This window comes from Streptomyces sp. NPDC051976 (assembly GCF_040680795.1).
Classification (GTDB): domain Bacteria; phylum Actinomycetota; class Actinomycetes; order Streptomycetales; family Streptomycetaceae; genus Actinacidiphila.
Map to the genome: position 1 here is coordinate 108294 of NZ_JBFAXL010000012.1, position 12765 is coordinate 121058.

A 12765-nucleotide genomic window follows, 5' to 3' on the forward strand; every position below is an offset into this window, starting at 1 on the left:
GCATCACACCGGACAGCGGCCCCCTCAAAGAGCGGTCAATCGGTCAGGCGATCAGTCCTGGTCCGCCGACGGAATGTACGCGCCGGGCACGTCGTTCGGCGCGAGGATCTTCTTGTCGCCCGGGTACGGCGTGCTCCAGTTGTGGCTGTCGTACCAGGTGAAGCGGTTCATCTGCTCCGGGTTGGCGAAGTCCGGCACGGCCTTGTCGCCGGTGAGCCGCTGGTGCGACTTCCAGGCGTTCCACTGGGCCGCGACGTTCTTCTCCGCCGCCGGGACGGTGGCCGAGGTCGGCGCGGGCGCCGCCTTCGGGTCCTGGGACGCCGGGGTGTCGACACCGCAGGCCGGCGCGGGCGACACACCCAGGGTCAGCGAGGTCTTGTTCTGCACCGCGTTGAACGGGGCGAAGTCCGGCTTGTTGGTGAACGCCCCGTACATCGGCGTCGCCGCGCTGTCCTTCTGGTTCATCGGCTGGATCCCGAGGATCTGCTCGATGGTGCGCATCATCGTGATCTGCGAGTAGTAGTGGCTGTCGACCGTGCCGTGCTGGGCGTACGGGCTGATGACCTGGATCGGCGCACGGTGGCCGTCGACGTGGTCGAGGCCGGCCTGTGAGTCGTCCTCGACGATGAAGATCGCCGAGTCCTTCCAGTACTTGCTGTGCGTGATCGCGTCGACCGTGCGGCCGACCGCGAGGTCGTTGTCCGCGACCTGGGCGGCCGAGTTGGCCGGGCCACCGGTGTGGTCGTTGGAGTACCAGAACATGTTCAGATTCGCGGGACCGTTCTTCTCGAAGTCCTGCTGCCAGACCTGCTCCTTGTAGACGTCCGGCACGCTGGTGTCGAACAGCGGGAAGCCGGGCACCGACACCTTGTTGAGCGACGGAATCGCCGAACCGGTCTGGATCGGGTACTGGGACGGCGCCCCGGTCGAGGCCATCGTCTTGGAGTCGCAGTACAGGTTCTGCCAGTTGGCGCCCGCGGGCTTGGTCTCCAGCGACTGGAACTCGCCGTAGTCCTTCACGGACTTGCCCGCCGCCTGCGCGCCGGACCAGATGAAGCCGGTCTTCTGGTGGCCGAGGGTGTCGTTCTCGGTGTCGTAGCTGCGCGTGTACTCGCCGGCCGAGGACTCGGTGTACTCCGGGTTGTCCGACTGCATCAGCCAGTTGTGGCCCTCGGCGGAGTTCGTGCCGACGTCGTAGAAGTTGTCGTAGAGGCCGAACTGCTGCGCCAGCGCGTGCTGGTTGGGCGTCACGTTCTCGCCGAACTGCGTGACCGACGGGTCGCCGTTGCCCTGCGGCAGGTCACCGAAGACCTGGTCGTAGGTGCGGTTCTCCTTGACCAGCAGGAAGACGTGCTTGATCGTCGACGGGTCGCCGATCCGGGACGGCACGGCCACGGGGCGGGCCTTGCGGCCGTGCGCCTCGGCGACGTCGTGGCGGGTCCAGCCGTTCTGCTGGAACACCTTGCCGGTGTACGAGCGGATAACGCGGTCGCTGGGCAGCGTGAACTGCGTCAGGCTCGACGTCGTGTCGTGGGTGCCGTGCCCGGCGGCGGTGGTGGGCCGACGGGCGTCCACACCACGGGTGTTGGAGACGACCACGGTCTTGCCCACGGTGGTGATCTCGGACGGGAAGTAGTCGGTGGGCAGCAGGCCCACGTACGCGGCGGGCTCCTGCGCGCCCGCGTAGCGGTAGACGGCGACCGCGTTGGCGCGGCCGAGCGTCACCAGCAGGTGGCCGTCGTCGGTGAGGGTGACGGCGTTGGGCTCGTATCCGACCGACGCCTCGGGCCACGGCTGGGTGGCGATGGTCTGCACGACCTTGTCGCGCTTGGTGCTGATCACCGAGACCTTGTTGTCGGCGGTGTTGGTGACGAACACCGTGCCGTTCTTGGCGTAGACGGCGGTCGGGTGCAGGCCGACGTCGATGCTGCCGACGGGCGCGGACGCGTCCGTCACGTCGATGACGCTGACCGTGCCGGTGGTGGAGGCGCCGGTGTTGGGGTTGGCCGGTACGTCGGTGCCGTACGAGTTGATGGTGGTCTCGCCGGCCTTCGCCTGGCGGCCGCCCTCGTTGCTCACGTACAGCTTGCCGCCGACGAGCGCGAGACCGCGCGGCGCGATGCCGACGGCCCAGGTCTGCTTGATGGTTCCGGTGGCCGCGTCGATGGCGACGACCTTGTTCTGGCCGTTGACCGCGGAGTACACGGTGGAGCCGTCGGCGGAGAACACCGCGGCGCCGACCAGCGCCTGCTTGGAGCCGTCGGCCGGGATCGCGACAGCCGTCGGGTTGGCCAGCGTGCCGTCCGCGTTCACGGTGAACTTGGTGTAGCCGTCGGCCTGGCCGAGCCACAGCTGCGTGCCGTCGGGCGAGTACGTCGGGCCTTCCTGGCCGACGGCGCCGCTCTTGATCCTCAGGGTGTCGGCGGCGTTGGTGCCGATCTTCTGCTTGACCGCACCGGTCTTGAGGTCCATCAGCACCAGCGCCGCGTCACCGTCGGCCACCGCGGCCGCGAGCGTGCTGCCGTCGGGGCTGACCGTGGACGACATGATCTTGCCGTCGTTGATGACCGTACGGCTGCCGTACGGGTTGATGTACTGGTCGTCGGAGACGACCTGGCCCTTGTCGGTGACCTGGCCGACCTGCTGGGTCCCGAACTGCTGCGTCGAGGCGACCGCGGTGCCAGTGACGCCGAGGGCGACGGCGATGCACGCCGTGACCAGGGTGGTCCGGCGGCCGACACGTCTGCCGAGAAGAGTGATCTGGGCCTTCTCGGTGGTACGACGCTGCCGTGTTACCTGCATGGAGCTATCCCTTCGGGGTGGAGTGGAGCAGATCGACGTTGCCGTCGAACTGCCACAACGGGTTCGGTGCGTCGCCCTGGTGGGTGTGCACCACGAAGTAGCCGTTCACTTCCTTCGGTCCGTCCCCGTCGGCGACATACCGCCCGTCCGAGGTCACGTCGAGCTGGTAGATGGCGGAGCCCGTGACCTGGACTCCGGGGATGTGCCACGCGACGACGCAGCGCCAGTCGTTGCCCGAGCCCTCGTCGGGCACGTCGTTGTCACCCTTGTTGCACGTCGCTGTGGTCAGCAGCTGTGCCTCGGTGACCGCGGGGCGGTTGAGTTCTTCGGTCTGCATCCGGTACAGGTGCGCGAAGGCGGTGGCGAGCGACGCCTCCACCTTCGGCCGGGTGATCCCGGACCCTGTGGACGAGGCCGGGGTCGCCACGCCGACGACCGCGACCGTGACGCCGAGCAGCGCGGCCAGCGGCAGCAGCCCGGCGGCGATCGCCCGGCGGCCGGAGCCGTCGTGCGTGGAGTTGGTGAAGTCGCGGCGCAGGAAGAGCAGATACGCCAGCGCGGTCGCCGTCACGGCCCACACCAGGCTCACCGCGATGCCGATCAGCAGCGGATCGAGCTGCGCCGGGCTGGCGAACAGGCCGTTCCACGCGATGAAGGCGTAGCCGGGCAGCGACAGGCGTACGGCGACGGGCAGCGGCAGCATCTGGGCGAGTTGCATCGCCAGCGCGACAAGTACGGGCAGCAGCAGCCCCATCGGGGACTTGCCGAGGGCGACGGAGCCGAGCAGGCCGATCGCGGCGAGCGCCAGGGTCGGCGCGAGCACGCAGGCCCAGGCCAGGAAGACGTCCGTGGCGGCGTGCGACGGGGTCAGCAGGTGGTCGTCGAGGCCGACCAGCGGGTGGTTGCCCTCCGACAGCAGCCCGCCGACGCTGCTGGAGGCCGCGAGGCCGATGACGAGCAGCGCGATGATGGTCAGGCTCGCCAGCGCCTTCGCCACGAAGATCCGCCGCGGCGACCTGACCGCCACCAGCAGGTGCCGCCAGGTGCCGAGCCGGTCCTCCGCGGCGAAGACGTCACCGGCGACCACCGAGGTCAGCAGCGGCAGCGCCCAGGTGCCCGAGAAGCCGAGGATCACCAGCGGCCCCGCCCACCCGGTGGCGTGCATCCAGCGGCCGAAGAGGGTGTCGGACGGCAGGGTGCTCTGCTGGCCGACGGCGGCGACGAAGAGGCCGGGCGCGATCCAGCAGGCGAGGACGAGGAGCCGGATCCGCCACTGCGAGACGAGTTTGACCAGCTCGAAGCGGTAGCCGCGGGTGATGGAGACCCGGCGGGGCGCGACTGCGGCAACGTTGTCTTCGGTTCCGGCCGACGTGGCGGTCAGCGCCTCGCTCGCGCTCATCGGGCGGCCTCCTGCGATTGCGATGGGGATTGCGCTTGCGGTTGCGGTTGCGCTTGAGGGTCCGATTCGGTGAGGGCGAGGAACGCCGCTTCGAGCGGCGACATCACGGGCGCGAACTCCCTTACGGCGATGTCCGCCCGTACGATCCGCGCCAGCAGCGCGTCGAGGGCGGGTACCAGCGCGCGGACGACCAGCACTTCGGCGCCGCGCCAGGATCCGGCGTCCTCGACGACGTGGATTCCGGCGGTGCCGGCGGCCAGTTCGCGGGCGGCCCCCGGGTCGGAGGTGAGCAGCCGGTAGTCGAGTGCGCTGTTCTCGGCGGCCAGCTTGTTCAGCGGCCCGGAGAAGACGACCCGGCCGGTGGCGAGGATGGTGACCTCGGAGCAGAGCGCCTCCAGGTCGTCCATCCGGTGGCTGGAGAGGACGACGGCGGTGCCGTCGGCGGCGAGCCGGTTGAGGACGCCGTGGACGTGCCGCTTCCCGGCCGGGTCGAGGCCGTTGGACGGTTCGTCGAGGACCAGCAGCCGGGGCTTGGTGAGCAGGGCGGCGGCGAGGCCGAGCCGCTGCCGCATGCCGAGGGAGAAGCCGCGTACCCGGTCGTCGGCGACGTCGGTCAGCCCCACCTGGGCGAGTACGTCGTCGATGTCCGCCGTGCGCGCGTCCCTGCCGTGCAGGTCGGCCAGCGCGGCGAGATTCTGCCGGGCGGTGAGCGTGGGGTAGAGGCCGGGGCCGTCGACGAAGCCGGAGACCCCGTCGGGAGCGGCGAGCGCGCGGCCGACCGGTGTCCCGAGGATCTCCAGCTGGCCGCTGTCGGCGACCGCCAGGCCGAGCAGCAGGCCGAGCAGTGTCGTCTTGCCCGCGCCGTTCGGTCCGACAAGGCCGTGGATCTGCCCTTGCGCGACGTCCAGATCGATGCCGTCGAGGGCGACGACATCACCGAAACACTTGGTGATCCCACGAGCCCGGACCGCGAGGAGTGTGTCCATAGCCCCTTCTTTCTGAACCCGCAGCTGAACCTAGGGACAGCACATAGCCCCGGCGGGGCCAGGGAGTTGAACGCTCGTGGAACGAAAGACGACGGGGTGTCCGCTGCATGGATGCCCCGCGTTCGCGTCCCGCGGGGCGGATCCGTACGCACTTGTTGACGGCGTCTCCACGTGGTGGTTCAGTGGCTCAGCCACTCACCCACTTGCCGGATCCGGCACGTGCGGTACGGCGCGAACCTCTTCCGGATCCATGAGAGAGAGAAGAGACACGACGTGGGTATCTCGCGGAGAAGACTGCTGGCGGCGACCGGCGCGGGGGTGGCCGCGGCGGCCATCGAGCTGGGCGGAGCGTCCGGTTCGGCCTCAGCCGCCCCTCCCGCCGGACCCCGGGGCACCTTCGGCCCGGCGGCCCGGCCCAGGACCGTACGTGCGGCCACGGTCGGCGCCCCCACCACCTGGGACCAGACCGTCCAGCGGGCGAGCTACGACCCGGCCGCCGGCTACCAGCGGCTCGTCGCCGGGCCTGGCGAACCGCACACCGTACGCAACGACCTGTGGTCGTACCAGGGCCATGTGACGCTGCCGATCGCGGCCTTCGCCCAGATGACCGACCTGCACATCGTGGACGACCAGTCGCCCGCCCGGCTGGAGTTCATGGACCGGTACGCCGACGCCGGACCGCCGCACAACGCCAGCTATCCGACCGACTCGGCCTACCGCCCGCACGAGTACCTGTCGACGCAGGTCGTCGACGCCATGTGCCAGGCGCTCAGCGCGATCGGGAAGGGCCCGCGGACCGGGATACCGCTGCAGTTCACGATCGTGACGGGCGACGCCGTCGACAACTGCCAGCACAACGAGAACCGTTGGTACATCGACCTGCTCGACGGCGGCCAGTCCATCGTCCCGGACTCCGGCCGTATCGGCCTCGACCAGAGCTTCTCCAGCGGCGCCCTGACCACTCCCGGCTCGGCGGCCGGCCCCGACGACCGCTACTACTACCCGTCGCAGCCGCCGCAGGCGCAGCCCACGAACGAGTTCACCGGAGTCTCCGGCCTCGGATTCCCGTACGTGCCCGGGCTGTTGGACCCGACCGGTGTCGTCGGCGCGGCTCGGCGGCCGTATGTCTCGCACGGCCTGGGCATGCCCTGGTACGCCGCCTACGGCAACCACGACGGCATGTGGCAGGGCAACGAGCCCATCGACAACAACTTCGTCGACGTCCGCGGCATGGCGACCGGCTCGTCCAAGACGTACGCCACCGGCCACCATCTCCCCGACAACTACGGCGACCTCGGCAGCTTCGGCAAGCTGCTCGCGGCCCTGGAGACCAAGGGCACCCCGGTCGCCGCCGACCCCAACCGGCGGCTGCTGACCCGTAAGGCGTTCATCCAGGACCACTTCAACACCGCGGGCCTCCCCGTCGGCCACGGCTTCCAGGGCATCGGCATCGACAAGGCGTACTACGCGATCCCCAGCGGCCCGCAGGACCTCGTCCGCTACCTCACCCTCGACTCCACCAACACCAACACCGACGGATTCGGCTCCGGCGGCGCGTCCGGGTCGATCGACGACGACCAGTTCCAGTGGCTGGAGCAGCAACTCCTGCAGAACAGCTCGCGGTACGTGGACGGCTCCGGGCGTCTGGTCACCCGCGGCGGCGTCCAGGACAAGATGTACGTCCTCTTCTGCCACCACACCCTGCTCACCATGGACAACCTGGACGACGGCATCCTCGGCGGCATCTTCGGCGACCGGCACACCGGCGACGACCTCAAGGCACTGCTGCTGCGCTTCCCCAACGTCATCGCCCTCGTCAACGGCCACACCCACGCCAACAAGATCACCCCGCACGCCACCCCGGCCAACAGCCCCGTCTACGGCGGCTTCTGGGAGATCTCCACCGCCTCGCACATCGACTGGCCCATCCAGAGCCGGATCGTGGAGATCACCGCGAGCGCGGACGGCTACCTGGGCGGGGAGTTCGGCGACACCCCGCTGCCCGGCGCCGTCTCGATCTTCGCCACCATGGTCGACCCGGCCGCGCCCCTCGGCTACGGCGGCGACCTCAGCTCCCCGTCCCAACTCGCCTCACTGGCACGGGAGCTGGCCACCAACGACCCGCAGGAAGTCCACCACGGCATCACCAACCGCATGGGCACCCCACTCGACCGCAACGTCCAACTCGTGCTGCCCGCGCCCTTCCCGCTCCCCGCCCCCGTCCAGCTCGGCTCCCCGATCGCCGCCACCCGCAACGCCGACGGCCGCCTCGAACTCACCGCCACCACGCAGTCCGGCGCGCTCTACGCCACCCACCAGCGCACGGCCGGCGGCCCGCTCGCCGCCTGGACCCGGCTGGACACCGGGACGACCACCTGGCAGTCCGTCGGCGCGGGCACCAGCACCGGCGGGCTCGTCAAACTCCTCGCCATCGGCGACGCGGCCGTCTCCGTCCGCACCCAGACCGCCTCCGGCAGCGGTGCGTACGGTCCCGCCGCCGCTCTCGACAGCGGCTTCACCTCCGTCGTCACCGTCAACTCCGCCGCGGCCGGGCTCATGCTCTTCGCCACCACCGCCAACGGCGAGATCCGCAGCCGCTGGGAGAACCCGGGCAGCCCCGGCGGCTGGGTCCCCTGGCGGGTCTTCCCGGGCCTGCGCGGCTCCCAACTCGCCGCCGCCCAGAACGCCCAGGGCCGTATCGTCCTCATCTGCCTCGACCAGGACGGCTATCTCTCCACCCGCACCGCCTACTCCCCCAACTCCCAGACGGACGCCGAGTTCTCCCCCGCCACCCGCCTCGACGGCGTCCTCGACACCCTCACCCTCACCTCCCAACTCGACGGCCGCCTCGCCCTGTTCGGCACCAACTCCGACGGCATGGTCTGGTCCCGCTACGAATCCGCCCCGGCCTCCGGCACCTGGACCTCCTGGACCCGCCTCCCCGGCCGCATGCGCCACATCACCGCCGCCCGCAGCGGCACCGGCCACATCGAACTCTTCGCCACGGACCTCTCGGGCGCCCTGTTCACCACCCACCAGACAACCCCGAACACGACGCCGCCCACCGGCTGGACCCCCTGGACGGACGCGGGCTTCACGGCCCGCGCGGGCAATTCCTTCGCTCTCTGAGGGGAGGGCCGGGGCCGAGGCCGGGGCGGCAGCGGAATACAACGTACGGGCCCGGCCTCGCGTGCGACGGCCGGGCCGGGTCAGCCGTTTCCGGCCAAGGCGTCAGCCGCCGATGGCGGTGTCTCCCCGGAATGCCCCGGCCACCACGGGGATCAGTTGGCGCTCGATCTGTTCGGCGGACATGGCGGCCAGCTCGGTGCCGATCGGAGCCAGTGCGAGCCAGTTCAGCAAGCCGGCCGCGCAGCGCGTACGGAAGATCAGGTCCTGCTCGTCGACTCCGGGAAGGTTCGGCGTGAGCACCCGGAGGACCTCCCGGCGGCTCTGGTCGAACTTGCCGTCCAGCCGGTCCCACCCCTGGGGCGGGTCTATGCCGACGCGCGCCACGGTCCGCATCACGGCCAGGTCCTGTCCACCGGCCGCGAGCGCGCGCACCATGGGCCGGGCGAAGGCCGCCGCCACCTCCGGGAGCGTGGCAGTGGGGGCGAGGGAGCCGAGCGCAAGGATCTGCGCGTCGAGATACCGTTCCAACGCGTGCTCTATCGCCGCGTCGCACAACGCCTTCAGCGAGCCGAAGTGATAGCTCACCGCGGAGACGTTGGCTCCGGCGCGATCGGTGATCTCGCGGAGCGTCACGCCCTCCTGGCCGCGTTGCGCGATCAACTCCAGGGTGGCCGTCTGCAGGCCCTCCCGCGTGCGCTGGCCGGCCTCCCGGCGTAGGTCCGTCCTCTTCGCATCTGCCACGGTGTTAAGTCAATCATCCGATTGACTTAATCGTCAAGCGGTCACCCTGCCGATTTCCGCCAAATGTGAGCGAATCCGGTCGCAACGCGGCACTTAACTGCGATTTTCCGTCCACCTGACCGCATGCCCCCCGCGGTGGTTCGTCGCACAAGTCAAACAATCGCTTGACAGCTTACCGTGCTGCTCGCATACTCAAGCGAGCGTTTGATTTACCAAATCCCGAGACCGCTGCTACGGATCGGCGATCCCGCGAACGAACAACGACCTGGGAGGAACCCGACATGAAGCTGCTCAGCCGGAAGTCGATCACCGTCGCCACCGCGATAGCGGTCCTGGGCGGACTGTCCATCGCTGCCGCGCCGTCACAGGCCGCGAACCCCGCCGCCGGCGGGCCGTCGGCCCACGCCGCCCGCGCTCCCCACGCGGCGCCCGTGGCCTTGACGCCCGGCGACCTGTCGAAGCTGCCGCTCACGAACCGCCATCTGACCAATCAGGAGCGGGCCAACCTCGCGGTCGTTCTGCACGCCTACCACGTGGCGGAGGGTGACAGCCTCGACGCCGACGCGTTCGCCAACAGCTTCGCCCAGGACGGCGTCTTCAACGACATGGTCGCGGGGCAGGCGTACCAGGGCAAAGCGCTCGCCGACGTGCCGCGCTACATGGTCGGCCTCTTCCCCGACGTCCACCGCGAGCTCAAGCGCATCACCGTGAGCGGCGACGTCGTCAGCATCGAGCTGGCGATCCAGGGCACCTTCGAGGGGCCGCTGGAGTCGCCCGCGGGCACGGTCGAGCCGAACGGCGCGAGGATCGACGTGCCGACCGCCGACTTCTGGTACCTGCACGACGGCAAGGTCGAGAAGTTCAATTGCTTCGTCGGCTACTCGACGATGTACGCCCAGATGGGCGTGAACTTCGACTGGGCCTCGGCGGTCAACAAGCACTGAGGTGCAGTCAGGCAGGCGATGCCCGATGGAACCGGCCCTTCTCCCGGGAGGGGGCCGGTACCACCGGTCGCCCTTCCTCGTGGTTTCTCGCCCGGCTACCCGGTAGATCGGGAGCGCCGATGGGCCGCGACGCGTTCGCGGGTCGCGCATCGGCGGGAGCAGTAGCGGCGTTCAGGGCCGCTGCCCTGGTCCTGTACGCGACGGGGCTGGCGGTGATTCTGGTGGGACTCGGCCGGTTGCCGCTCGGGCGTCACCCTCCTGATCGTCGCGGTGACGGGGCTGCTGGGACCGGCGCTGTCGGGCGGATGGACGGCCCGACTGCCGCGTGTGGTGCCGGTCGAGCGCCTGCCGCGGGCGAACGCGCTCGCCCGCGTCCTGCCGTACGGCGGCCTGCCCGCCGCTCCCGCCGTCGGCGGCTACTGGACCCGTAGCAACGACGTCGAGATCGACCTGGTGGGCGCGGACCGGCAGCCCGTGGCGAGGCGGCTGCTGTTCCTGGGCTCGATCAAATGGCTGGAGTCGGCGCCGTTCGACGCCCGCGACCTGGCCGCGCTCCACAAGCACCGGGCCGCCCTCACCGACGACCCAGTCCCGCTCGTCGCGGTCTCCCGTAACGGCGTGACCTGCTCAGGACTCCAGGCGACCCTCGGCCCCGAGGACCTCCTCGCGGCCTGGCGTCCCCGCTGAGGCCAGAGCCTGCGGCCGTACGTCACGGGCTCTCGGCTCCCTTGTCACAGGCATGTCCTGAGCGCCCCCGCCTCGCAACTGGGTGGGCGGCGGGCATGTCTGGATGGACGGAAGGCCCGCTCGTCCGGAGCGGGGACCGTACTGGAGGAGACATCATGCGCGTGCGGAAGATCTCGGTGCTCGCCCTGGCCACGGTGGCCGCCGCCCTGTCGCTCTCGGCCTGCAACAACGACAGCACCGACGGCGCGTCCTCCTCCGCCCCGACCTCCTCCGCGGCCGCCCCCTCCACGACGGGCGCCACGGGCGCCACGGGAGTCAACGGGGGCGCCAAGGGGTCTTCCGGGAACTCCGGGAGCACGGGGAACTCCGGCGGCACCTCGACGTCCGGCGGTACGGGAACCGGCACGCACTCCGGCACCAGCACCACCTGCCAGACCGCGCACCTGTCCTTCAGCGCCTCGCACGGCATGGGCGAGGGCGACTACCTCATCAACATCAAGAACGTCGGCGCCCACACCTGCACGATGCACGGCTTCCCGGGCGTGGACCTCAAGAGCAGCTACGGCACGGTGAGCGCCACCCGCAGCACCCTGGCCGCCCCCCACGTCATCCTCCATCCCGGCCAGGAGACCCACTTCGACCTGCGCTACCCCCCGAACGAGACCGGCGGCTCCGGCGTCACCTTCACCACCCTCATCGTCACCCCGCCCAACGAGACCCACTCCCACACCATGCCCCTGACCATCAACGTCGCGGCGACCACCAGCGCCACCCCGGGCATCACGGTCGACCCGGTGGGCGCGGGCAAGTAGGGCCTTGGGCGACGCCTGCGCCGGCGGGCGGAAGATGGCGTGCATGAAGCACGAGTACGAGGCCAAGTTCCTCGCCGTAGACGCCGCCGAGCTCCAGGCGAAGCTGGCCGCGCTCGGCGGCACCCAGGCGATTCCGCGGACGCTGCTCACGCGGCGGATCTTCGAGAGCGACGCGCTCGACGGGACGCAGTGGATCCGGCTGCGGGACGAGGGGACGCGGGCGACGCTGACGCTGAAGCAGGTGACGGACGCGACGAGCATCGACGGGACGACGGAGATCGAGACCGAGGTCTCGGATCTGGACGCGACGGCGGAGATTCTGCGGGCGGTCGGCGCGCGCCAGGTGTCGTATCAGCAGAACTACCGCGAGGAGTGGACGCTGGGCGAGGTGGCGTTCGACTTCGACACGTGGCCGGGGCTGCCGACCTTCGTGGAGATCGAGGGGCCCGACGAGGCGTCGGTGCGGGAGGCGGCCGGGCGGCTCGGACTGGACTACGCCGAGGCGCGGTTCGGCAGCGTCGGCGCGCTTTACAAGAGTGAGCTCGGGCGCGATGTCAGCGCCGAGCCGACACTGCTCTTCGGCGAAGGCGAGGGCCATGCGGCCGAGGGGTGACCCTTCGTGCACATGTGCCCGTGGAGATACGGGCACGCCGCTGCCTACAGTTACGGAGAGTTCGCTACGCGGATACGACCGGTTCGCCGCCGAGGGGGCGCTCATGGCCAGTGCGTTTCAGGAGAACAAGCTCAAGGGGATGTTCGCGGCGTTCGACGCGGACGGCGACGGCTATCTCCGTGAGGAGGACTTCAAGGCGCTGGTCGCGCGCTGGAGCGAGCTCCCCACCGTAGGGCCCGGGACCGAACTGCGGGCGCGGGTCGAGGCGTTGATGATGGGGTGGTGGGCGGCGCTGAAGCAGGTCGGGGACGCCAACGGCGACGGCACCGTCGACATGGGGGAGTTGCTCGCGCTGGTCGACAGGCTGCCGGCGATGGTCGCGGAGGTCACCGCGACCGCCGACGCCGTGTTCGACGCGGTGGACGCCAACGGCGACGGCCGTATCTCACCGGACGAGCACCGCAGGCTCGTCGAGACGTGGACCGGGCGGTCCGTCGACCTGACGGGCATCTTCGCGCTGCTCGACCTGAACGGTGACGGCCACCTCAGCCGGGAAGAGTTCGCGATGCTGTGGCGCCAGTACTGGATCAGCGACGACCCGGTGGAGCCGGGCAACTGGCTCTGCGGCCGCATCCCCGCCTAGGCCGGGGCC

The 12765-nt window shown here is 70.3% G+C and carries 9 protein-coding genes and 2 pseudogenes; 6 read left to right on the top strand and 5 right to left on the bottom strand.

Annotated features, from left to right (window positions below):
• Positions 1–51: 51 nt before the first annotated feature.
• From AB0M29_RS15595 to AB0M29_RS15605, 3 genes are read right to left on the bottom strand one after another with little or no spacing between them, the layout of a single operon-like run.
• A complete protein-coding gene (locus AB0M29_RS15595; protein WP_365382797.1) occupies positions 52–2802 on the bottom strand; it encodes a bifunctional YncE family protein/alkaline phosphatase family protein in 2751 nt (916 codons plus the stop codon).
• A gap of 4 nt (positions 2803–2806) precedes the next feature.
• On the bottom strand, positions 2807–4201 hold the full coding sequence (locus AB0M29_RS15600) for an ABC transporter permease (RefSeq protein WP_365382798.1): 1395 nt from the start codon (positions 4199–4201) through the stop codon (positions 2807–2809).
• Complete coding sequence (locus AB0M29_RS15605) at positions 4198–5187, bottom strand: ABC transporter ATP-binding protein (protein WP_365382799.1); 990 nt, start codon at positions 5185–5187, stop codon at positions 4198–4200. Before AB0M29_RS15605 ends, AB0M29_RS15600 begins: the two co-directional genes overlap by 4 nt.
• Before the next feature lie 273 nt (positions 5188–5460).
• On the opposite strand from AB0M29_RS15605, the gene AB0M29_RS15610 reads away from it, so the two are divergent.
• Positions 5461–8316: a TIGR03767 family metallophosphoesterase gene (locus AB0M29_RS15610; RefSeq protein WP_365382800.1), complete on the top strand. Its 2856-nt coding sequence runs from the start codon at positions 5461–5463 to the stop codon at positions 8314–8316.
• 102 nt (positions 8317–8418) lie between these two features.
• Here the strand turns inward: AB0M29_RS15610 and AB0M29_RS15615 are convergent, their stop codons facing one another.
• Positions 8419–9057, bottom strand: coding sequence for a TetR/AcrR family transcriptional regulator (locus tag AB0M29_RS15615; protein WP_365382801.1), 639 nt, complete (start codon positions 9055–9057; stop codon positions 8419–8421).
• A gap of 281 nt (positions 9058–9338) precedes the next feature.
• On the opposite strand from AB0M29_RS15615, the gene AB0M29_RS15620 reads away from it, so the two are divergent.
• A complete protein-coding gene (locus AB0M29_RS15620) occupies positions 9339–10001 on the top strand; it encodes a nuclear transport factor 2 family protein (protein ID WP_365382802.1) in 663 nt (220 codons plus the stop codon).
• A 95-nt stretch (positions 10002–10096) separates the two neighbouring features.
• Here the strand turns inward: AB0M29_RS15620 and AB0M29_RS15625 are convergent.
• Positions 10097–10189: pseudogene (locus AB0M29_RS15625) on the bottom strand (CGNR zinc finger domain-containing protein); the annotation flags it as partial.
• 172 nt (positions 10190–10361) lie between these two features.
• Between AB0M29_RS15625 and AB0M29_RS15630 the strand changes: the two are divergent.
• From AB0M29_RS15630 to AB0M29_RS15645, 4 genes and pseudogenes are all read left to right on the top strand, one after another.
• Positions 10362–10688: pseudogene (locus AB0M29_RS15630) on the top strand (ATP-binding protein); the annotation flags it as partial.
• A gap of 155 nt (positions 10689–10843) precedes the next feature.
• Complete coding sequence (locus AB0M29_RS15635; protein ID WP_365382803.1) at positions 10844–11500, top strand: DUF4232 domain-containing protein; 657 nt, start codon at positions 10844–10846, stop codon at positions 11498–11500.
• A gap of 43 nt (positions 11501–11543) precedes the next feature.
• Positions 11544–12113: a class IV adenylate cyclase gene (locus AB0M29_RS15640; RefSeq protein ID WP_365382804.1), complete on the top strand. Its 570-nt coding sequence runs from the start codon at positions 11544–11546 to the stop codon at positions 12111–12113.
• Positions 12114–12216: 103 nt separating this feature from the next.
• Positions 12217–12756 carry an EF-hand domain-containing protein gene (locus AB0M29_RS15645; RefSeq protein WP_365382805.1) on the top strand — a complete coding sequence of 180 codons (540 nt, stop codon included), beginning with the start codon at positions 12217–12219 and terminating at the stop codon, positions 12754–12756.
• Positions 12757–12765: the final 9 nt, after the last annotated feature.

What these genes read in the sequence shown, in the direction of transcription:
- AB0M29_RS15640 (WP_365382804.1), top strand. Translation starts at nt 11,544, where the DNA reads ATGAAGCACGAGTACGAGGCCAAGTTCCTCGCCGTAGACGCCGCCGAG.
- AB0M29_RS15620 (WP_365382802.1), top strand. Translation starts at nt 9,339, where the DNA reads ATGAAGCTGCTCAGCCGGAAGTCGATCACCGTCGCCACCGCGATAGCG.
- AB0M29_RS15595 (WP_365382797.1), bottom strand. Translation starts at nt 2,802, where the DNA reads ATGCAGGTAACACGGCAGCGTCGTACCACCGAGAAGGCCCAGATCACT.
- AB0M29_RS15635 (WP_365382803.1), top strand. Translation starts at nt 10,844, where the DNA reads ATGCGCGTGCGGAAGATCTCGGTGCTCGCCCTGGCCACGGTGGCCGCC.
- AB0M29_RS15600 (WP_365382798.1), bottom strand. Translation starts at nt 4,201, where the DNA reads ATGAGCGCGAGCGAGGCGCTGACCGCCACGTCGGCCGGAACCGAAGAC.
- AB0M29_RS15645 (WP_365382805.1), top strand. Translation starts at nt 12,217, where the DNA reads ATGGCCAGTGCGTTTCAGGAGAACAAGCTCAAGGGGATGTTCGCGGCG.
- AB0M29_RS15605 (WP_365382799.1), bottom strand. Translation starts at nt 5,187, where the DNA reads ATGGACACACTCCTCGCGGTCCGGGCTCGTGGGATCACCAAGTGTTTC.